The sequence below is a fragment of the Mesorhizobium sp. B2-4-18 genome (genome assembly GCF_006441385.1).
In the GTDB taxonomy this organism is placed as follows: Bacteria; Pseudomonadota; Alphaproteobacteria; order Rhizobiales; family Rhizobiaceae; genus Mesorhizobium; species Mesorhizobium australicum.
In genome coordinates this window covers 448,987-470,242 of the sequence record NZ_VFUW01000003.1, presented here as the reverse complement: position 1 = coordinate 470,242, position 21,256 = coordinate 448,987, and the positions used below count along the sequence as shown (strand labels likewise).

Genomic DNA, 21,256 nt, shown 5'->3' with positions numbered 1-21,256 from the left:
CTGCGCACTGGTAATTCCTGCCCGTTTCCGCCATATAGCGCCGAACGGATATGGAAATTTCGGAGCAATGGCAGGCACGGCCCCTTTCGCCAAGATGAACGGCATCGGCAACGAGATCATCGTTGCCGACATGCGTGGCCGTGCGGATCGGGTGACGGCCGCGGCTGCCATCGCGCTCAACGCCGATGCCTCGACGCGGTTCGACCAGATCATGGCGATCCACGACGCCAGGACGCCGGGCACCGCTTATTTCGTCGACATCCTGAATTCCGACGGGTCGGGCGCGCAGGCCTGCGGCAACGGGATGCGCTGTGTCGTCCAGGCGCTGACCGCCGAGACCGGCGAGAAGACCTTCACCTTCGAAACCGTGGCCGGGATCTTGAACGCCCGCGAACACGCGGACGGCTCGATCTCGGTCGACATGGGCACGCCGCGCTTCGGCTGGCGCGACATCCCGCTGGCCGAGGAGTTCCGCGACACCCGCATGATCGAATTGCAGGTCGGCCCGATCGACGCGCCGGTGCTGCATTCGCCTTCGGCGGTCTCGATGGGCAACCCGCACGCCATCTTCTGGGTCGACGCCGATGTCTGGACTTATGAACTCGATCGTTTCGGCCCGCTGCTCGAAAACCATCCGATCTTTCCCGAGCGCGCCAACATAACCATCGCGCAGGTGACCTCGCCCGACTCGATGATCATCCGCACCTGGGAGCGTGGCGCCGGCCTGACCAAGGCCTGCGGCTCCGCCTCGTGCGCGGCTGTCGTTGCCGCCGCGCGCACCAGGCGCACGGGCCGCAGCGTCAACCTTTTGACCCCCGGCGGCGGTACGCTGCATGTCGAGTGGCGCGAGGACGACCACGTCATCCTGACCGGCGCGGCCGAGTGGGAATTTTCCGGCAGCTTCGATCCGTCGACCGGACAATGGGCCCGCGACACCGAAAGCGCGGCGTGATGTCCGCTCTTGCCAAGGACGTCGACGTGGCGAAGGAGCCCGGCTGCATCGACGTGGTGACTTTCGGCTGCCGTCTCAACACCTATGAGTCCGAAGTGATGCGGCGCGAGGCCGAAAATGCCGGCCTCGGCGCGCTGGATGGCGGCACCGTCATCTTCAACACCTGCGCAGTCACCGGCGAAGCGGTGCGCCAGGCCAGGCAGGCGATCCGCAAGGCGCGCCGCGACAACCCGGCCGCGCGCATCATCGTCACCGGCTGCGCCGCGCAGACCGAGCCCGAAAAATTCGCCGCCATGGACGAGGTCGATCTCGTGCTTGGCAACGAAGAGAAGCTGAAGGCCAATTCCTATCGCGCGCTGCCGGATTTCGGCGTCAACGACACCGAGAAGGCGCGCGTCAACGACATCTTTTCGGTGCGCGAGACCGCCGGCCACATGGTCGACGCCATCGAGGGCCGGGCCCGTGCGTTCGTGCAGGTGCAGAATGGCTGCGACCATCGCTGCACCTTCTGCATCATCCCCTATGGCCGCGGCAATTCGCGCTCGGTGCCGATGGGCGCCGTGGTCGAGCAGGTCAAGCGGCTGGCGGGCAACGGCTACGCCGAGATCGTGCTGACCGGCGTCGACATGACGTCTTTCGGCGCCGACCTGCCAGGCGCGCCGAAGCTCGGCAAGCTGGTGAAGACCATCCTGCGTCAGGTGCCCGACGTAAAGCGGCTTAGGCTGTCCTCCATCGATTCGATCGAGGCCGACGACGACTTGCTCGATGCGCTCGCCACAGAACCCAGGCTGATGCCGCATCTGCATCTGTCGCTGCAGTCGGGCGACGACATGATCCTGAAGCGCATGAAGCGCCGGCATCTGCGCGATCAGTCGATCCGCTTTTGCGAGGATGTGCGCAAGCTGCGGCCCGACATTGTCTTCGGCGCCGACATTATCGCGGGTTTCCCGACCGAGACCGAAGCCATGTTCGAGAATTCGCTGGAGATCGTCGAGGAGTGCGGCCTGACCCATCTCCACGTCTTCCCGTTTTCGCCGCGCGAAGGCACACCCGCCGCGCGCATGCCGCAGGTCCGCCGCGAGTTGGTCAAGCAGCGCGCCGCCCGGTTGCGCGCCGCCGGCGAAGCGGCCTACCAGCGCCATCTGTCCTCGCTCGCCGGCAGCCGTCAGTCGGTCCTGATCGAGCGCGACGGCCTTGGCCGCACCGAAGGGTTCACGCTTGCCGCACTCGGCACCGGCGCGCCGGGAGAGATCGTCGAGGCTGATATAACCGGCCACGACGGGATCAGGCTCATAGCCACCCCCCTTGCCGCCCGCGCCGCCTGAGAACACAAAAGCATGGCTGGTTTTTTCAAGAAGATATTTTCGTTCGGCAAGAAGGAGGTGGTCGAGGAGCGCATCGACGAGACCGCCCCGCTGCCGCCGATCAAATGGGACCAGCTCGACGCGCTGAAGCCAGCGGCCGAGCAGGCCGTGCCGGAGTTTTTGAAGCGCGAGGAGCCTGTGGCGGAAGCCGCGCCGGCGACCGTGCCTGCTCCGGTCGAGGCCGCGCCCGGACCGCAGCCCGAGGAACCCACACCCGAAGAACCCACACCCGAACCTGCGCCGACCATTCCGCCCGCGCCGGAACCGACCGTTCCGTCAGAACCGGAGCGGCAGCCGGAGCCCGAGCCGGAAGAGAAACCGGCACCCGCGCCCGAAACGCCTGAACCGCCCGCGCCCGAAGAGGTCCCGCCGCCGCCGGTTGCTCCCGAGCCCACACCCGAACCCCAGCCGCAGGAGATTCCGCCGGCGCCATCGGAGCCGGAGATCGTTCCCTCACGTCCGGAGGGGCGACCGGAACCCGCGCCCATCGAAGTGCCGACGCCGCCAGTCGAAGTGCCGGCCGGGATACCCGCACCGGTCGAGGTGCCGCCGGCGTCGCCGGTTGAAGTGCCTCCGTCGGCGGCCGCCGTCGAGCAGCCTTCAAAGGCCGGCGCTGCCCCTCATCCGCCTGCCGGCACCTCCCCGTATAGGGACGGGGCGAAGGAAGGGGCTTCAGCGCCGTCCTTGCCCGGTTTGCGGGGAGAGCATGAAGGAAAGCGCGGACCTCCCGTCGAAGCGGCGCTCGAAGCGCCACCAGCTGAAATCGCCCCTCCCATTCGCCAACCTGCACCGGTCGAGACGCAGCCGGTCGTTGCCGAGGTCGCGCCCGAGCCTCAATCGGTCCCGCGGCCCACCCCGGAGCCAAGACCCGTTCCCGGCAAGGTGACGGTCGCCAGGAAGGTCGAGCAGAAGGCCGAGCCACAGAAGGCGCCGGAACCGGCGCCGAGGCAATCCTGGTTCCAGCGCATGCGGGACGGGCTAGCCCGGTCCTCGCGCGAACTGACCGGCAACATTGCCGGCGTCTTCACCAAGCGCAAGCTGGACGAGGAGACGCTGCAGGACCTGGAGGACGTGCTGATCCGCGCCGATCTCGGCGTCGAAACGGCGCTGCGCGTCACCGATTCACTGGCCTCCAGCCGCTACGGCAAGGATGTTTCCGATACCGAAGTGCGCGCCGTCATGGCGGCCGAGGTGGAGAAGGTGCTCGCGCCGGTCGCGAAACCACTCGAGCTTGACCTCTCGCACAAGCCGCATGTCATCCTGGTGGTCGGCGTCAACGGCACCGGCAAGACCACGACCATCGGCAAGCTAGCCGCCAAGCTGACCGATGGCGGCCTGTCGGTGATGCTGGCCGCCGGCGATACGTTCCGCGCCGCCGCGATCGAACAGCTGAAGATCTGGGGCGAACGAACGAAATCGCCCGTCATTGCCTCGAAGCTCGGCGCCGACGCCGCCGGTCTCGCCTACGATGCCTTCGAGCGGGCAAAGGAAGCCGGCTCCGACGTGCTGATCATCGACACCGCCGGCCGGCTGCAGAACAAGACCGAACTGATGGCAGAGTTGGAAAAGATCGTCCGCGTGCTGGGCAAGCTCGATCCCGAAGCGCCGCACACCGTGCTGCAGACGGTCGACGCCACGACCGGCCAGAACGCGCTCAACCAGGTCGAGATCTTCCGCAATATCGCCGGCGTCAACGGCCTAGTGATGACCAAGCTGGACGGCACGGCGCGGGGCGGTATTCTGGTGGCGATCGCGGCAAAACATAAATTGCCGGTCTATTTCATCGGCGTCGGCGAACAGGTCGACGACCTCGAACCGTTTTCCGCAAGCGAATTCGCCAGGGCGATCGCTGGAGTGGCTTGAACAAGGCACGATGCCGGAAGTGAGGCTTCCGGATTGGATCGTGCGTTAGAAGGAAACCATGAACCCACCCATTCTCGAACGCGATCCGTCCGACCCGCAGAAAGAGAAGAAAGAAGGCATCAATCCCGTGCTCAAGCTGGCGCTGGAGCTCGGGCCGCTGCTCGTCTTCTTCTTCGCCAATGCGCGCGGCGAGTGGCTGACGCAGAAATTGCCCGTGCTGGCTGAATTCGGCGGCCCAATCTTCGTCGCCACAGGCCTGTTCATGGCCGCGACCGCGATCGCGCTGATCGCCTCATGGCTGCTCACCCGCACCTTGCCGATCATGCCGATGGTGTCGGGGGTCGTCGTTTTCATCTTCGGCGCGCTGACGCTTTATCTGCAGGACGATATCTTCATCAAGATGAAGCCGACCATCGTCAACACGCTGTTCGGCGGCGTGCTGCTTGGCGGCCTGTATTTCGGCCGCTCGCTGCTCGGCTATGTCTTCGAGTCCGCATTCAAGCTCGATGCCGAAGGCTGGCGCAAGCTCACCTTCCGCTGGGGCCTGTTCTTCCTGTTCCTGGCCCTCGTCAACGAAGTCGTCTGGCGGAATTTTTCCACCGACGCCTGGGTTACGTTCAAGGTCTGGGGCATCATGCCGATCACGCTTCTTTTCACCTTCAGCCAGATGCCGCTGATCCTGCGCCACTCGCTGGACGACAAGGCCGGCGGCGAAGAGAAAGTCGGCAAATAAGGCTGTAAAGGGGAGAGCCATGGAATTCGTCACCACCCAGGACGAGCTGCGGACGATCTACAAGACGCCGCGCCCGACCGATGGCTCGATCCGCAAGGAATTGAAGGCGCTGGACGCCCATTGCCGCTCCTTCATCGGCAAGAGCCCATTCGTGCTGATCGGCTCGTCCGATGGCGAAGGCAATGCCGACGTGACCCCGAAAGGCGACAAGCCCGGCTTCGCCGCCATTCTCGACGAGAACACCATCGCCATCCCCGACCGGCCCGGCAACAACCGGCTGGATACGCTGGAAAACATCATCCGCAATCCCTCGGTCGGGCTGCTCTTCCTCATACCAGGCATGAACGAGACGCTGCGCGTCAATGGCGATGCCCGCATCACCGTCGATGCCACCTTGCGCGAGCGCCTTGCGGTCGACGGCAAGGAGCCGCAAAGCGTTATCGTGATCGTAGTCAAGGCCGCTTACATGCATTGCGCCAAGGCTTTCATGCGCTCCGATTTGTGGAAGCCCGACAGCTGGCATGATCGCGCCACGCTGCCGACGCTCGGCCAGATCCTGCGCGACCAGTTGGCACTGGCCGATTCGGCCGAGGCGACCGACCGCTGGCTCGACGGCGAGTACAAACAGACGATGTGGTAGGGTTGTCGCCCCCCGATTCGTCTGGACTGGTCCGCCTTGCTCAACCTCATTGCGATATCCGGCAGCCTGCGGGCGGCCTCCACCAATTCGGCCCTGGTCGCGGCACTGGCGCTGAACACGCCAGCGGGCTGTCGCGTCACCGTCTATGACGGGCTTGGCCGGCTGCCGATCTTCAACCCCGACGACGAGGGCGAGCGGACGCCGCGCGAGGCCTCCGATCTGATCGAGGCCGTCACCGGCGCGGACGGTGTCGTCGTCTCCTGTCCCGAATATGCCCATGGCGTGCCTGGCGGGCTGAAGAATGCGCTCGACTGGCTGGTCTCGCGTGACGCCGCCGTGGGCAAGCCGGCGATGCTGGCGCACGCCTCGCCACGCTCTCTCTACGCCCGCGCGGCGCTGGCGGAGATCATGCGCACCATGTCTTTCGCGCTTTGCGAAGAGGCCATGCTCGAGGTTTCGCTCCTCGGCAAGAAGCCGGCGGAGGTTGAAAGTATCCTGCGAGAGCCGGCAAACGTGCGGACAATTTGCGATGGCCTGTCAGCCTTCGCGGCCTTCATCCGCTCGCGCCAAATTTGAGCGGACTCGCGCCAAATTGAGCGGACGCCATCGTGTCGTCGTCCTGGAAGGACCGGAGGCGTCGGCCAATCGCTACAGCCGATAGACGTACATCACAAAGGTCTCCGCCTCGCCATGCGCCTCCTTGCGCCCGCCATAAAGTGCGCGGGCGGGCAGATTGTCCGGCTCGGTGCCGACCCAGGCCTCTTCGCAGCCATGCTCGCGACCGAGCGCGAACATGGCGTCGAGCATTCCGCGCGCGATGCCTTGGCGCTGGAAGGCTGGCGAGACGCCGACCTCGTCGACATAGAGTTCGGGCGCCTTGTCCGGATGGCGGTGCATGACCGCCGCGCATTGGCCGACGACAACGTCCTCGGCCAGGGCCACGATCATGAAATGGCCCGATTGCGCGAGATAGCTTGCCAGGCGATCGGGCCGCACCGGCTCGTCGAACACGTCGTCGGCAATCCGCATCACAAGGGCGTCATCTCCGGGATAAAGCCTTCTGATCTCAATCGCCATTGTGTAAATTCTCCCAAGTCGGCTTACAAACTTTGACGTTTACGTAAATCCCAAAGACACTAACCGATTGAAAATGCAGGGGTCGAAATAATCGTTTGAATTTATCCCGCACCAGAGTTATTGGGTGCGGGAAATTCGCGGTTCCCCGCAGCAGTCCGGCTCTTCCTCGACGCCGTGTTGGCGGGTCACAGACAAAGGGAAATCATCCTCACATGGCACGCAACAAGATAGCGCTTATCGGCTCTGGCATGATCGGCGGCACGCTCGCCCACATGATCGGCCTCAAGGATCTCGGCGACGTGGTCCTGTTCGATATCGCCGAGGGTATCCCGCAAGGCAAGGGGCTCGATATCGCGCAGTCGTCGCCGGTCGATGGTTTCGATTCCCGGCTGACCGGCGTCAACGACTATGCCGGCATCGAGGGCGCCGATGTCTGCATCGTCACCGCCGGCGTGCCGCGCAAGCCGGGCATGAGCCGCGACGACCTGCTGGGCATCAACCTGAAGGTCATGGAGCAGGTCGGCGCAGGGCTGAAGAAGTACGCGCCGAAGGCCTTCGTCATCTGCATTACCAATCCGCTCGACGCCATGGTGTGGGCGCTGCAGAAGTTTTCGGGCTTGCCCAAGACCCATGTCGTCGGCATGGCCGGCGTGCTCGACAGCGCGCGCTTCCGCTACTTCCTGGCCGAGGAATTCAAGGTTTCGGTCGAGGACGTCACCGCCTTCGTGCTCGGCGGCCACGGCGATTCCATGGTGCCGATGATCCGCTATTCCACGGTGTCGGGCATTCCGCTTCCCGACCTGATCAAGATGGGCTGGACCTCGAAGGAAAAGCTCGACCAGATCGTGCAGCGCACCCGTGACGGCGGCGCCGAGATCGTCGGCCTCCTGAAGACCGGCTCGGCCTATTACGCGCCGGCGGCCTCGGCGATCCAGATGGCCGAATCCTATCTCAAGGACAAGAAGCGCGTGCTGCCTTGCGCGGCACACCTCTCCGGCCAGTATGGCGTCAAGGGTACCTATGTCGGCGTGCCCGTGGTGATCGGCGCCGGCGGTGTCGAGCGCGTCATCGAGATCGACCTTAACAAGGCCGAGCAGAAGATGTTCGAGGCATCGGTGGCGACCGTGCAGGGCCTGACCGAGGCCTGCGTCAAGATCGCGCCGCAGCTCGCCTCGAAATAACCCGCCCAAACGTCACCCCGGCAAAACGACCTGGAGATAGTTCCCGATGAACATCCATGAATATCAAGGCAAGGCGCTGCTGAAGAGCTTTGGCGCGCCGGTGGCCGAAGGCGTGCCGGTTTTCAAGGCAAGCGAGGCGGAAGCCGCTGCAGAGGCGCTGCCCGGCCCACTCTATGTGGTGAAGAGCCAGATCCATGCCGGCGGCCGCGGCAAAGGCAAATTCAAGGAACTCGGCGCCGACGCCAAGGGCGGTGTGCGGCTGGCGAAGTCCGTCGCCGAGGTGGTCGCCAACGCCAACGAGATGCTCGGCCATACGCTGGTGACCAAGCAGACCGGCCCGGCCGGCAAGCAGGTCAACCGCCTCTATATCGAGGACGGCGCCGACATCGAGCGCGAGCTCTATCTCTCCATCCTGGTCGACCGCTCGGTCGGCCGCATCGCCTTTGTCGTCTCGACCGAGGGCGGCATGGACATCGAGGGCGTCGCGCACGACACGCCGGAAAAGATCATCACCGTCGCCATCGATCCGGAAAAGGGCGTTACGGCTGAGGACGTCAAGGCGCTCAACGATGCGCTGAAGCTCGACGGCGACGCGGCCAGGGACGGCGGCACGCTGTTCCCGATCCTCTACAAGGCCTTCGTCGAGAAGGATATGAGCCTGCTCGAGGTCAACCCGCTGATCGTCATGAAGGATGGGCATCTGCGCGTGCTCGACGCGAAGGTGTCGTTCGACAACAACGCGCTGTTTCGCCACCCAGATGTGCTCGAACTGCGCGACACGTCAGAAGAGGACGAGAAGGAGATCGAGGCGTCGAAATACGACCTCGCCTATGTCGCGCTCGATGGCAATATCGGCTGCATGGTCAACGGCGCCGGCCTTGCCATGGCGACGATGGACATCATCAAGCTCTATGGCGCCGAACCCGCCAACTTCCTCGATGTCGGCGGCGGCGCTTCCAAGGAGAAGGTGACGGCGGCGTTCAAGATCATCACCAGGGATCCGGCGGTCAAGGGCATCCTGATCAATATCTTCGGCGGCATCATGAAGTGCGACATCATCGCCGAGGGTGTGATTGCCGCAGTCAAGGAAGTCGGGCTCAAGGTGCCGCTGGTCGTGCGCCTGGAAGGCACCAATGCCGAGCTTGGCAAGAAGATCATCAACGACAGCGGCCTGAACGTCGTCTCGGCCGACGATCTCGACGACGCGGCCAAGAAGATCGTGGCGGCGGTGAAGGGCTGAGCCGGTGCCTCCACGCAAGATAAACCTGGTCGAGGCGGCGGATCGGACCATCACTGAGGTCTTCGATCCGCATATCGCCGGCGACGTGAATGACAGCCAGGCCAAGGTCGCCAAGTTCGGCGAGGTCTTCGACTGGCATGCGCATGACAATGAAGACGAAGCCTTCCTCGTGCTGCGCGGCAGGATCGCCATCGATTTCCGCGATGGGCCGATCGAGCTCGGCGAGGGCGATTTCATCGTCGTACCGCGCGGCGTCGAGCATCGGCCGCGTTCGCTGACATCAGAGCCGGTGGTGCTGATGTTCGAACCGGCGACGACACTCAACACCGGCAATGCCAAGAGCGATCTGACGGTCGCCGATCTGAAGCGGCTCTGACCGATGAACGCCTCGCCCTTCTCTTCGCTCTCGGCCGATCACCAGCTCCTGCAGGCTTTGGTCGGTGCTTGGCGCGGCGAGGAGGAGGTGGCGGATACGCAGTGGGCCGATGGCGGCATGGCGACGAGCGAAGTGACAGCGGAAGCGCAGTTCGGCGGTCTGTTCGTGGTGCAGCGCTATAAGCAGCGCCGCGATGGCACGGTCTCCTTCGGCGCGCACAATGTATTCGGCTTCGACCAGCAGAACAGCGTCGTCACCATGCACCAGTTCGATTCGATGGGCTTTGTGCCGTCCTCGCCCGCCACGGGCACATGGAACGGCAGCGAATTGGTACTGGAGCGATCGTCGCCGCGCGGCTTTGCGAAGGTGACGTATGTTTTCGACGATGCCGACACCTACCGCATGCGATTGCATTTCAAACTTGCCGGCAGCGATGACTGGCAAGACATGGTGAGCGGCGTCTACCGGCGCGTCTCGCCTTCCTCGATCAACGGTTTTTAAAAAGGGCGGCCATGTCCATTCTCGTCGACAAGAATACCAAGGTGCTGGTGCAGGGCCTGACCGGCAAGACCGGTACGTTCCATACCGAGCAGGCGCTGGCCTATCACGGGACAAAGATGGTCGGCGGCATCCATCCCAAGAAGGGTGGCGAGACCTGGACAGGCTCGAAAGGCGAGAGCCTGCCGATCTTCGCCACTGTCGCCGAAGGCAAGGAAAAGACAGGCGCCAATGCCTCCGTCATCTACGTGCCGCCGGCGGGCGCCGCGGAAGCCATCATCGAGGCGATCGAGGCGGAGATCCCGCTGATCGTCTGCATCACGGAAGGCATTCCGGTGATGGACATGATCAAGGTCAAGGCGCGGCTCGATCGCTCGGCTTCGCGGCTGATCGGACCGAACTGCCCGGGCGTGCTTACCCCCGACGAATGCAAGATCGGCATCATGCCCGGGAACATCTTCCGCAAGGGCTCGGTCGGCGTTGTTTCGCGCTCGGGAACACTTACCTATGAGGCTGTGTTCCAGACCACCAATGTCGGCCTCGGCCAGACCACTGCCGTCGGCATCGGCGGCGACCCCGTCAAGGGCACCGAGTTCATCGACATGCTCGAGATGTTCCTGGCCGATGATGAGACCAAGTCGATCATCATGATCGGCGAGATCGGCGGTTCGGCCGAGGAAGACGCCGCGCAGTTTCTCAAGGACGAAGCCAAGCGTGGTCGCAAGAAGCCGATGGCCGGCTTCATCGCCGGGCGCACGGCGCCGGCCGGACGCACCATGGGCCATGCGGGCGCGGTCATCTCCGGCGGCAAGGGCGGCGCGGAAGACAAGATCGCGGCGATGGAATCGGCCGGGATAAAAGTTTCGCCGTCGCCGGCGCGGCTGGGCACGACGCTGGTCGAGGCGATCAAGGGTTAAGCCAGTAGTGAGTAGCAGGTAGTCAGTAGTGAAGAAGGGAAGAACGGGTGAGTAGCAGCTGAGCGGAAAATTCCATTTTCCACTCACTACCGGCTACTCACTATTCCCTCGAAAGGAGACGGAGCCAGGCTCCGCTGAAACGACATGGCAAGACACGATCAGGCCAACGACCAATTTTCGCTCACCTCTTTCCTCTATGGCGGCAATGCCGATTACATCGACGCGCTCTACGCGGCGTATGAGGACGATCCCGCCTCGGTCAATCCCGAGTGGCAGGAGTTCTTCGCCGGGCTGAAGGACGATGCCGGCGATGTGCGCAGGAACGCCAAGGGCGCTTCATGGGCGAAACCTTCCTGGCCGCTGCAGGCCAATGGCGAGCTGGTGTCGGCGCTGGACGGCAATTGGGGCATCGTCGAAAAGCACCTGGAAAAGAAGGTCAAGGACAAGGCCGTCACCAACGGTGTCGTGCTGTCCGACGCCGATGTGCACCAGGCGACACGTGATTCCGTGCGCGCCATCATGATGATCCGCGCCTTCCGCATGCGCGGCCATCTGCACGCCAATCTCGATCCGCTCGGCATCAACACGCTCGAGGATTACAACGAACTGTCGCCGGAAAATTACGGCTTCACCGAAGCCGACTACGACCGGCCGATCTTCCTCGACAATGTGCTGGGGCTCGAATTCGGCAGCATCCGGCAGATGCTGGAGATCCTCACCCGCACCTATTGTTCGACGCTCGGCGTCGAGTTCATGCATATTTCCGATCCCGAGGAAAAGGCCTGGATCCAGGCGCGCATCGAGGGCGCCGACAAGGAGATCTCGTTCACCGCCACCGGCAAGAAGGCGATCCTGCAGAAGCTGGTCGAGGCGGAAGGCTTCGAGCAGTTCATCGACGTCAAGTACAAGGGCACCAAGCGCTTCGGTCTCGACGGCGGTGAATCGCTGATCCCGGCGCTGGAGCAGATCGTCAAGCGCGGCGGCCAGCTCGGCATGAAGGAGATCGTGCTCGGCATGGCCCATCGCGGCCGCCTCAATGTGCTTTCCCAGGTGATGGCCAAGCCGCACCGCGCCATCTTCCACGAATTCAAGGGCGGCTCGGCGGCCCCCGACGAGGTCGAGGGCTCGGGCGACGTGAAGTACCATCTCGGTGCCTCGTCGGACCGCGAGTTCGACGGCAACAAGGTTCACCTTTCGCTGACGGCGAACCCTTCGCATCTGGAGATCGTCGATCCCGTGGTGATGGGCAAGGCGCGCGCCAAGCAGGATTCCCTGTTCGGCCGCGGCCGCGAAGAGATCGTTCCGCTGGAAGAGCGGGCCAAGGTGCTGCCCCTCTTGCTGCATGGCGACGCCGCCTTCGCCGGCCAGGGCGTGATCGCCGAGATCCTCGGCCTGTCGGGCCTGCGTGGCCACCGCGTCGCCGGCACGCTGCACTTCATCATCAACAACCAGATCGGCTTCACCACCAATCCGCGCTTCTCGCGCTCATCGCCCTATCCGTCCGATGTCGCCAAGATGATCGAGGCACCGATCTTTCACGTCAATGGCGACGATCCGGAGGCTGTGGTGCACGCCACCAAGGTGGCGATCGAATTCCGCATGAAGTTCCATAAGCCGGTGGTCGTGGACATGTTCTGCTACCGCCGCTTCGGCCACAATGAGGGCGACGAACCGGCCTTCACGCAGCCGCTCATGTACAGCAACATCCGCGCCCACAAGACGACGGTGCAGATCTATGGCGATCGCCTGATCGCCGAAGGGCACATCACCCAGGCCGAGCTCGATCAGATGAAGGCCGACTGGCGCGCGCATCTGGAAGCCGAATGGGAAGTCGGCCAGCACTACAAGCCCAACAAGGCCGACTGGCTCGACGGCGCCTGGTCAGGCCTGCGCACGGCCGACAACCAGGACGAGACAAGGCGCGGCAAGACCGCGGTACCGGTCAAGACGCTGAAGGAAATCGGCAAGAAGCTGACCGAGGTGCCGAAGGGCTTCGAAGCGCACAAGACGATCATCCGCTTCCTCGAAAACCGGCGTCAGGCGATCGAGTCCGGCGAAGGCATCGACTGGTCGACGGCCGAGGCGCTGGCCTTCGGCGCGATCCTGCTCGACGGCAATCCGATCCGGCTGTCCGGACAGGATTCCGAGCGCGGCACCTTCTCGCAGCGCCATTCCGTGCTCTACGACCAGCGCGACGAGACCCGCTACATCCCGCTCAACAATCTGTCGGCGGCGCAGGCCGGCTACGAAGTCATCAACTCGATGCTGTCGGAAGAAGCGGTGCTGGGCTTCGAATATGGCTACAGCCTGGCCGAGCCGAAGGCGCTGACCTTGTGGGAGGCGCAGTTCGGCGACTTCGCCAACGGCGCCCAGGTCGTGTTCGACCAGTTCATCTCGTCGGGCGAACGCAAGTGGCTCAGAATGTCGGGCCTCGTCTGCCTGCTGCCGCATGGCTATGAAGGCCAGGGCCCGGAACATTCTTCCGCCCGGCTGGAGCGCTTCCTGCAGCTTTGCGCCGAAGACAATATGCAAGTCGCCAACTGCACGACGCCGGCCAACTACTTCCACATCTTGCGCCGACAGCTGAAGCGCGACTTCCGCAAGCCGCTGATCCTGATGACGCCGAAGTCGCTGCTGCGCCACAAGCGGGCGGTGTCGACGCTGCCGGAAATCTCGGGCGAAAGCTCGTTCCACCGGCTGCTGTGGGACGACGCCCAGCTGTTGCCCAACCAGGCGATCAAGCTGACCAAGGATTCCAAGATCCGCCGCGTCGTGCTGTGCTCGGGCAAGGTCTATTACGACCTCTATGAAGAGCGCGAGAAGCGCGGCATCAACGACATCTATCTGCTGCGCGTCGAACAGCTCTATCCGTTCCCGGCCAAGGCGCTGATCACCGAGCTGTCACGCTTCCGCAACGCCGAGATGGTGTGGTGCCAGGAGGAGCCCAAGAACATGGGTGCCTGGTCGTTCATCGATCCGTATCTGGAATGGGTGCTGGCGCATATCGACGCCAAACATCAGCGGGTGCGCTACACCGGCCGTCCGGCGGCCGCCTCGCCGGCGACCGGGCTGATGTCGAAGCACCTCGCCCAGCTCGCCGCCTTGCTCGAAGACGCGCTCGGCGAATAAGCAGAACAGAACCGAAAGAACGGACAGGCACAATGGCTACCGAAATCCGCGTTCCCACACTCGGCGAATCCGTCACCGAAGCGACCGTCGGCAAATGGTTCAAGAAGGTCGGCGATGCCATTGCCGCCGACGAACCGCTGGTCGAGCTCGAAACCGACAAGGTGACGATAGAGGTGCCCGCCGCCGCCGCCGGGACGCTCGGTGAAATCACGGTTGGGGAAGGCGAGACGGTCGGCGTCGGCGCCCTGCTCGGGTCGATTTCGGCCGGTGGCGCGGCTGCTCCCGCGACCAAGCCGCAAGCGGTCGCGCAGGCGTCCAGCCCCGACGCGGCATCCACCACCAAGCAGGCCGCGGCCGAGACCGCCAAGGTTGCCGGCGATGCCGGACCGGTCGAGCCGCGCACCATGCCGCCGGCGCCGGCGGCGGCAAAATTGATCGCCGAGAACAATCTGTCGGTCGACCAGCTCTCCGGCTCGGGCAAGCGCGGCCAAGTGCTGAAGGGCGACGTGCTGGATGCCATCTCCAAGGGTGCGCCGTCGCAGCCGGCCGAGACGCCAAAGGCAGCGCCGGCACCGATCGCGGTTCGGGCACCGTCGTCGGGCGAGGATGCATCGCGCGAGGAGCGCGTGCGCATGACCAAGCTGCGCCAGACCATCGCGCGCCGCCTGAAGGAGGCGCAGTCGACCGCCGCCATGCTGACGACCTTCAACGAAGTCGACATGTCGGCGGTGATGGCGCTCAGGACCAAGTACAAGGACGTTTTCGAGAAGAAGCACGGCGTGAAGCTCGGCTTCATGGGCTTCTTCACCAAGGCGGTCACCCACGCGCTGAAGGAAATCCCCTCGGTCAATGCCGAGATCGACGGCACCGACATCATCTTCAAGAACTATGCCCATATTGGTGTCGCGGTCGGCACCGAAAAGGGCCTCGTGGTTCCGGTCGTGCGCGATGCCGACCAGATGTCGATCGCCGAGATCGAGAAGGACATCGGCCGGCTGGGCATCGCCGCGCGCGACGGCAAGCTGTCGGTCGCCGACATGCAGGGCGGCACCTTCACCATCTCCAATGGTGGCGTCTACGGGTCGCTGATGTCGACGCCGATCCTCAATGCGCCGCAGTCGGGCATTCTCGGCATGCACAAGATCCAGGACCGGCCGGTCGTGGTCGGCGGCCAGATCGTGATCCGGCCGATGATGTACCTGGCGCTCAGCTACGACCACCGCATCGTCGACGGCAAGGAAGCTGTGACCTTCCTGGTGCGGGTCAAGGAAAGCCTGGAGGATCCGGAACGGCTGGTGCTCGATCTGTGAGGCGGTCGGATGGCGGCTTGCGGCAAAGAGCGGCCAATGATGGCGCGTTTGCTCGGAGCCACCAAACCGGTTGTGCTGATGATCGGTGTCGTGATGGCCACCGCAGCCGCCCAGGCCGCCTGCCCGATCGAACTCGCCGTCTATGGGGATAGCCAGAGCGGCAGCGAGATCGATTTTACCCCGACCGGCACATCGGCTGTTGTCACCAATACGTTCCGGCTGATCCTCGACAACGATGTGGTGCTGAACGGCATCGTCATGTGGAACGAAGGCGTCGCACGGTCGAACGGTTCCTTGATGTACAAATGCCCTGAGGGCGACATCACCGGCGCCGAGCTCGCCACCTGTACGCTGTGGAACGGCGTCATCTACACGTCGGACGACAAGGGCAGCATCGGGCTTTTGCCGGCCGAGGGAGTGGAGGCGCCGAAGACGCTGATCCTGCCCGATCTCGGGCCGGTGCTTAGGCAATCCCGGGCGTATGGCGGTGGCGGATTTTCGAAAGTGCCGTCCGATGTGTTCGCGATGAAGGGATGCCAGGAATGAGCGCGACGCAAAAAGTGCTGCTGGTCACCGGCGGCAGCCGCGGCATCGGCGCCGCCATCTGCCGGCTGGGGTCGGAGGGGGGCTATCGCGTCGCGGTCAATTACGCCTCCAACAAGGCCGCCGCCGATGCGCTGGTCGCCGAAATCAAGGACGGCGGCGGCGAAGCCGTTGCCGTCAGGGGCGATGTCGGCAAGGAAACCGATATCGTGGCCATGTTCGGCGCCGTCGACCGCGCCTTTGGCCGGCTCGACGCCTTCGTCAACAATGCCGGCATCGTCGACGTCAAGGCGCGCGTCGACGAGATGGATGTCGCGCGGCTGGAACGCATGATGCGCATCAATGTCGTCGGCTCGTTCCTGTGCGCCCGCGAGGCGGTGAAGCGCATGTCGACGCGGCATGGCGGGTCGGGCGGTGCGATCGTCAACATCTCGTCGGCGGCGGCGACGCTGGGCTCGCCGGGCGAATATGTCGACTATGCCGCCTCCAAGGGCGCCATCGACACCTTCACCATCGGCCTTGCCCGCGAGGTGGCGCTGGAAGGCATCCGTGTCAATGCGGTGCGGCCGGGCATCATCGACACCGACATCCACGCCTCCGGAGGCCAGCCGGACCGGATAGAACGGTTCCGCGATCTGCTGCCGATGAAAAGGGCGGGCACGGCGGATGAAGTCGCCGGTGCGGTCCTCTATCTTTTATCCGATGCCGCGTCCTATACGACGGGCGCGATCCTGAATGTCAGCGGCGGCCGCTGAACCCCAAGCAAAAGGGAAACAAACATGGCTTATGACGTGGTTATCATCGGCTCGGGACCCGGCGGCTATGTCTGCGCCATCAAGGCGGCACAGCTTGGGCTGAAGGTCGCGGTGGTCGAGAAGAACGCGACCTTCGGCGGCACCTGCCTCAACATCGGCTGCATCCCGTCCAAGGCGCTGCTTTATGCCTCGGAAATGTTCGCCGAGGCCGGCCATTCCTTCGACACGCTCGGCGTCGAAATTCCGGCACCCAGGCTGAACCTGAAGAAAATGATGGCGCACAAGGACGCGACGGTGTCGTCCAACGTCAATGGCGTCGCCTTCCTGTTCAAGAAGAACAAGATCGATGCCTTCCGCGGCACCGGCAAGGTGGTTGCCGCAGGCAAGGTCTCGGTGACCGGCGAGGATGGCAAGGTCGACGAGATCGAGACCAAGAACATCGTCATCGCCACCGGGTCCGACGTCGCCGGCATTCCCGGCGTCAAGGTCGACTTCGACGAAAAGATCATCGTGTCCTCGACCGGCGCGCTGTCGCTGGAGAAGGTGCCTGGCCATTTGGTGGTGGTGGGCGGCGGTGTCATCGGCCTCGAACTCGGCTCGGTCTGGGCACGGCTTGGCGCCAAGGTCACTGTGGTCGAGTTCCTCGACACCATTTTGGGCGGCATGGACGGCGAGGTGTCGAAACAGTTCCAGCGGCTGCTCTCCAAGCAGGGCTTCGAATTCAAGCTCGGCGCCAAGGTGACCGGCGTCGCCACGGCCAAGAAGGGCGCGACCGTTACCTTCGAGCCGGTCAAGGGGGGTGCTGCCGAAACCATTGAGGCCGATGCCGTGCTGATCTCGACGGGACGCCGCGCCTTTTCGGACAGCCTCGGGCTGAAGGAAGCCGGCGTCGAGGTCGACGAGCGCGGCCGGGTCAAGACCGACGGGCATCTCAGGACCAATGTTCCCGGGATCTACGCCATCGGCGACGTCATCGCCGGTCCGATGCTGGCGCACAAGGCCGAGGACGAGGGCGTGGCGGTGGCCGAGACCATCGCCGGCCAGGCCGGCCATGTGAACTATGACGTCATTCCGAGCGTCGTCTACACCAGTCCGGAGATCGCCTCGGTCGGCAGGACCGAGGAAGAGCTGAAGAAGGCCGGCATCGACTACAAGGTCGGCAAATTCCCCTTCACGGCCAACGGCCGCGCGCGCGCCATGCTGCATACCGACGGTTTCGTGAAGATCCTGGCCGACAAGCAGAGCGACCGCGTGCTCGGCGTCCATATCGTCGGCTTCGGCGCCGGCGAGATGATCCATGAGGCGGCGGTACTGATGGAGTTCGGCGGCTCGTCGGAAGATCTGGCCCGCACCTGCCACGCCCATCCGACGATGTCGGAAGCGGTGAAGGAAGCGGCGCTGGCCACCTTCTTCAAGCCGATCCACATCTAAGGGTGCCCAACGCTTCGTCGTCCTATGGCGGAGCAAGGAGCGAAGCGACGCGGCGTAGATCCCTGGAGCTGCTCCGCAGCCCAAGGGACCCCTGCCGTGACTTCAGAGCGCTCCTGCGATGCGGAATTCTGCTCCGCTGCATTCCTCGGCCGAGGTCGCGGCATGGATCCTCGGGTCAAGCCCGAGGATGACGAACGGGCGGAGTGGCTTGGCGCCAAGGCCCCCCAACGGTCATCACCCAAAACAAAACGGCCCGCCTTTCAGCAGGCCGTTGGTCTTTGATATCGAGCCCCTTACTGGGCCGGCGCTGGTGCCGGGGCGGGCGCTGGTGCCGGGGCGGGCGCTGGTGCGGGAGCCGGCGCTGGCGCTGGTGCCGGGGCGGGCGCAGGAGCAGGTTCGGCTGGCTTGGCCGGTTCGGCGGGCTTCATCGGTTCAGCCGGTGCGGGCGCCGGAGCCGGTGTGCTGGCCGCTGGCGGCTCGGCGGGTGCCGGGTGCTCGCCACCACTTCTTCCGAAAACATAATACGCGACAATCGCCAGGATAACGACGACCAGTGCAATCAACCAAGGGCTGCCGCCACCGCCGCTCGGCCGAGGGGCATTGGTGGTCGAATTGTACGGGTCGTTTGGGTTTGGTGTGTTCGCCATAAATGTGTCCTCCGGGAAAATGAAAAAGGTCAATCAACATCCATCAACGCGCAACCGTTGAATGGGTTTCACGCTAGCGGAGGAAAACGCCGTAAACGCGGCGTTTGCGTGCCTCCGCTGCCATCCGACTCAATTGACGGCGGTGACAGTATAGCCGGCTTTGCGGAAATCCTCGACCAGTCCCTCTGGACCGGGAAGGTGCAGCGCGCCGACCGCCATGAAGGCGTTGCCCTTGGCCAGGATCGGCCCGGCATGATCGACCATTACCTTGTTGCGGCTGGTGATCATGGTTTCCTCGAAGGCGGCGTAGCCCGCGGGGTCGTCCTGCTCCTCGGGCATGGCGGCGCGGAACAGCGGCCAGAACATCCCGGTGTCGCCACGCTGGTAGAGCACGATCATGGTTTCGTTGATATCGTTGACCTTGTCGCCCAGCTTCAGCGTGTCGACCAGACCTTTCATGTGAAACGCGAGCGGCAGCGAGGCCATGGCGCGCAGCTGGCTCTCGGCCGTTTCCAATCCTTCCACCGGCTTGCCGGCCGCCTTGGCGCTCTCGGCCAGCTTGACGTCGAGCACCGGCGCGCCGCCGGACTGGCGGGCGAGTTCGCAAGCCGGAAGCGCCATCATGGCCGACAGCATCCACGGCTTCATTTTTGCGACCGTCGCCGGCGGGATGCCGCGCGCATCGAGCGCGGCGTTCATGGCCGCCGCTTCGTCCGGCGACAGCAGTGACGAAAGCGTCGTGGAGTCGGTGAACATCATCAGGTCCGGCTCCTTCAGCATCGCCGCCATCATCTTCTGCTTGTCGAGCACGTCGGTGGTCTCGATGATGAGGGTGCCGGCCGCATCGAAGGCCTTCTGCGCATAGGCCGGCAGCGTGGTGACGCGCGGATCGGTCATGTGCATGGTGCCGAACAGGTAGGATGGCTGTTCGCCTGATTTTTCCAGCTTCCACAGCAGTCCCTTGCCGTTCAGCGTGGCAGCCGCCTCGGCCTCGATTTTGCCGTAGGTGGCAGGGTTGCTCTTCTGCAAGGCCGACAGCATGTCGGCGCCGCTACAGGTCGGGATTTCCGCGTGCGCCCTGCCGGCGGCGAACAGCAGGACAGCAAGGAAGGACAGGAAAAACAGCACGTTGAGCGCGACAAGCAGTTTCAGCGAGACGGAAGCCGCACGGTCGGCGATGGCAATGACGCGTTTCATGGTCCCATTCCTAGGACTGAAAAGCGGCAAAACCGTTAATCGGGGTTATGAAATTGTCCTAACCGCCCATTCTTCGTCATCCACGGGCGGAGCAAGGAGCATAGCGACGCGGCGCAGACCCCTGGAGCTGCTCCGCAGCCCAAGGGATCCATGCCGCGACTTCAGAGCACCGCCCACGGTGCAGAATTCAGCTCCGCTGCATTCCACGGCTGATGTCACGGCATGGATCCCAGGGTCTCCGCGACGGAGCTTCGCTCCTGCTTCGCCCTAGGATGACGAAGTTGGGAAGGCTTCGGCCAATCGCGAATGTTTATAATGGGCCACCGATACTGCATGGCTTTACCGACGTTCATGCCCTGGGATGGGCCGATTCGTAGATTTCGAGCAGCCTTGCGGTGTCGACGCCGGTGTAAATCTGCGTCGTCGACAGGCTGGCGTGGCCCAGGAGTTCCTGGATGGTGCGCAGATCGCCGCCTCGGCCGAGCAGATGGGTGGCGAAGGAATGGCGCAAGGCATGTGGAGTCGCCGTGTCCGGCAGGTTGAGCGCCGAACGCAGCTTCGCCATGTCACGCTGGATGATGGCCGGGTTGAGCGCGCCGCCGCGCGCGCCGCGAAACAGCAGACCCTTCGGATCGAGGTGATAGGGGCAGAGCCGGCGGTATTCGGCGATCGCCCTGAGCGCCACCGGCAACACCGGCACCAGCCGTGTCTTGCCGCCCTTGCCGGTGACGCGCAGCACGGTGTCGGCTTCCGACGCCAGATCAGCGGCATTGAGGCCAAGCGCTTCCGAAATGCGCAGGCCCGAGCCGTAGAGCAGCGTCAGCACGGCGGCGTTGCGGGCGGCGATCCAGGGTTCTTCCGCCAGTTGGCCTTCCACCGATACGACATGTTTGGCATCGCTCGCCGTCAAAGGTTTGGGCAGGGATTTGGGTTGTCGCGGCGCGCGCAAGGCCGCCGCACCCGCCGCATTGGCGAGACCGCGCCGCTCGAGGAACCGCAGCAGCGAGCGGATGCCGGCCAAGCCACGGCCAAGCGTGCGGGCGCCGGCGCCGGCATTGCGGCGGGCGGCGAGGAAGCCGCGCAAATCGGCCGGGCGCAGGTCGGCGATATCGGAAATGCCAGGCGGTCCGCCGAGATGGCCGGTGAGGAAGTGCAGGAACTGGCGCGAATCGCGCTCGTAGGCTTCCACTGTCTCGGGTGACAGGCGACGTTCACGCGCGAGCATCTTCAGCCAGCTTTCGCGCGCGGCCTGGAGATCGGCTTTTGCCGGTATGAGGAATTCCTGCATCGGGTCTGTTCCGGTTCGCCGTCATTTTCCGGCAGCCGGGTTAGGAAGCGGTGAAGAGCCCGTTGTTGAAATGACGGCGAGGCGGCGCTAGAGCAGGGACAAAGGATTTTCGCCC

Annotated in this window: 19 protein-coding genes; 16 read left to right on the top strand and 3 right to left on the bottom strand. The window is 64.2% G+C overall.

The window, feature by feature from the left end; genetic code table 11:
- Positions 1 to 67 precede the first annotated feature (67 nt).
- The 6 genes from dapF (at position 68) to FJ527_RS09430 (ending at position 6,128) form a co-directional block, all read left to right on the top strand.
- Entirely contained in the window at positions 68 to 952 is an 885-nt protein-coding gene (dapF, locus tag FJ527_RS09455; protein ID WP_140822846.1) for a diaminopimelate epimerase, read from the top strand.
- Entirely contained in the window at positions 952 to 2,277 is a 1,326-nt protein-coding gene (gene mtaB, locus FJ527_RS09450; RefSeq protein ID WP_140822844.1) for a tRNA (N(6)-L-threonylcarbamoyladenosine(37)-C(2))-methylthiotransferase MtaB, read from the top strand. The genes dapF and mtaB overlap by 1 nt, the downstream gene beginning before the upstream one ends.
- Positions 2,278 to 2,562: 285 nt before the next feature.
- Entirely contained in the window at positions 2,563 to 4,179 is a 1,617-nt protein-coding gene (ftsY, locus tag FJ527_RS09445) for a signal recognition particle-docking protein FtsY (protein ID WP_348642615.1), read from the top strand.
- A 58-nt stretch (positions 4,180 to 4,237) separates the two neighbouring features.
- The gene (locus FJ527_RS09440) at positions 4,238 to 4,912 is read left to right on the top strand and encodes a septation protein A (protein WP_015315005.1); all 675 of its coding nucleotides are present in this window, start codon (positions 4,238 to 4,240) and stop codon (positions 4,910 to 4,912) included.
- Between the two features lie 19 nt (positions 4,913 to 4,931).
- A complete protein-coding gene (locus FJ527_RS09435; protein ID WP_015315006.1) occupies positions 4,932 to 5,552 on the top strand; it encodes a pyridoxamine 5'-phosphate oxidase family protein in 621 nt (206 codons plus the stop codon).
- 36 nt (positions 5,553 to 5,588) lie between these two features.
- The gene (locus FJ527_RS09430; protein ID WP_140618305.1) at positions 5,589 to 6,128 is read left to right on the top strand and encodes an NADPH-dependent FMN reductase; all 540 of its coding nucleotides are present in this window, start codon (positions 5,589 to 5,591) and stop codon (positions 6,126 to 6,128) included.
- 72 nt (positions 6,129 to 6,200) lie between these two features.
- Here the strand turns inward: FJ527_RS09430 and FJ527_RS09425 are convergent, their stop codons facing one another.
- The gene (locus FJ527_RS09425; RefSeq protein WP_140618307.1) at positions 6,201 to 6,629 is read right to left on the bottom strand and encodes a GNAT family N-acetyltransferase; all 429 of its coding nucleotides are present in this window, start codon (positions 6,627 to 6,629) and stop codon (positions 6,201 to 6,203) included.
- Between the two features lie 212 nt (positions 6,630 to 6,841).
- On the opposite strand from FJ527_RS09425, the gene mdh reads away from it, so the two are divergent.
- The 10 genes from mdh to lpdA all read left to right on the top strand — a co-directional run bounded on the left by mdh (position 6,842) and on the right by lpdA (position 18,009).
- Positions 6,842 to 7,810 (top strand): malate dehydrogenase, encoded by a 969-nt coding sequence (gene mdh, locus FJ527_RS09420; RefSeq protein WP_015315009.1) that lies wholly within the window; start codon positions 6,842 to 6,844, stop codon positions 7,808 to 7,810.
- A 46-nt stretch (positions 7,811 to 7,856) separates the two neighbouring features.
- The gene (sucC, locus tag FJ527_RS09415; RefSeq protein ID WP_140822840.1) at positions 7,857 to 9,050 is read left to right on the top strand and encodes an ADP-forming succinate--CoA ligase subunit beta; all 1,194 of its coding nucleotides are present in this window, start codon (positions 7,857 to 7,859) and stop codon (positions 9,048 to 9,050) included.
- Between the two features lie 4 nt (positions 9,051 to 9,054).
- Positions 9,055 to 9,426, top strand: coding sequence for a cupin domain-containing protein (locus FJ527_RS09410; RefSeq protein WP_015315011.1), 372 nt, complete (start codon positions 9,055 to 9,057; stop codon positions 9,424 to 9,426).
- Between the two features lie 3 nt (positions 9,427 to 9,429).
- Positions 9,430 to 9,927, top strand: coding sequence for a DUF1579 family protein (locus FJ527_RS09405; protein ID WP_140822838.1), 498 nt, complete (start codon positions 9,430 to 9,432; stop codon positions 9,925 to 9,927).
- Between the two features lie 11 nt (positions 9,928 to 9,938).
- Positions 9,939 to 10,841, top strand: a complete 903-nt coding sequence (gene sucD, locus FJ527_RS09400; protein WP_023784122.1) for a succinate--CoA ligase subunit alpha — start codon at positions 9,939 to 9,941, stop codon at positions 10,839 to 10,841.
- 144 nt (positions 10,842 to 10,985) lie between these two features.
- A complete protein-coding gene (locus FJ527_RS09395) occupies positions 10,986 to 13,970 on the top strand; it encodes a 2-oxoglutarate dehydrogenase E1 component (protein WP_140822836.1) in 2,985 nt (994 codons plus the stop codon).
- 32 nt (positions 13,971 to 14,002) lie between these two features.
- Complete coding sequence (odhB, locus tag FJ527_RS09390) at positions 14,003 to 15,280, top strand: 2-oxoglutarate dehydrogenase complex dihydrolipoyllysine-residue succinyltransferase (protein WP_140618315.1); 1,278 nt, start codon at positions 14,003 to 14,005, stop codon at positions 15,278 to 15,280.
- A 36-nt stretch (positions 15,281 to 15,316) separates the two neighbouring features.
- Positions 15,317 to 15,826 carry a hypothetical protein gene (locus tag FJ527_RS09385; protein ID WP_140822834.1) on the top strand — a complete coding sequence of 170 codons (510 nt, stop codon included), beginning with the start codon at positions 15,317 to 15,319 and terminating at the stop codon, positions 15,824 to 15,826.
- Positions 15,823 to 16,578 carry an SDR family oxidoreductase gene (locus FJ527_RS09380; protein ID WP_140791683.1) on the top strand — a complete coding sequence of 252 codons (756 nt, stop codon included), beginning with the start codon at positions 15,823 to 15,825 and terminating at the stop codon, positions 16,576 to 16,578. The genes FJ527_RS09385 and FJ527_RS09380 overlap by 4 nt, the downstream gene beginning before the upstream one ends.
- A 24-nt stretch (positions 16,579 to 16,602) precedes the next feature.
- Positions 16,603 to 18,009, top strand: a complete 1,407-nt coding sequence (gene lpdA / locus FJ527_RS09375) for a dihydrolipoyl dehydrogenase (protein WP_140822831.1) — start codon at positions 16,603 to 16,605, stop codon at positions 18,007 to 18,009.
- A gap of 776 nt (positions 18,010 to 18,785) precedes the next feature.
- On the opposite strand, the gene FJ527_RS09365 is transcribed toward lpdA, so the two are convergent.
- On the bottom strand, positions 18,786 to 19,853 hold the full coding sequence (locus FJ527_RS09365; protein ID WP_140822829.1) for a TraB/GumN family protein: 1,068 nt from the start codon (positions 19,851 to 19,853) through the stop codon (positions 18,786 to 18,788).
- A 349-nt stretch (positions 19,854 to 20,202) separates the two neighbouring features.
- Positions 20,203 to 21,141, bottom strand: a complete 939-nt coding sequence (locus FJ527_RS09360; RefSeq protein ID WP_140822827.1) for a tyrosine recombinase XerC — start codon at positions 21,139 to 21,141, stop codon at positions 20,203 to 20,205.
- Positions 21,142 to 21,256: the final 115 nt, after the last annotated feature.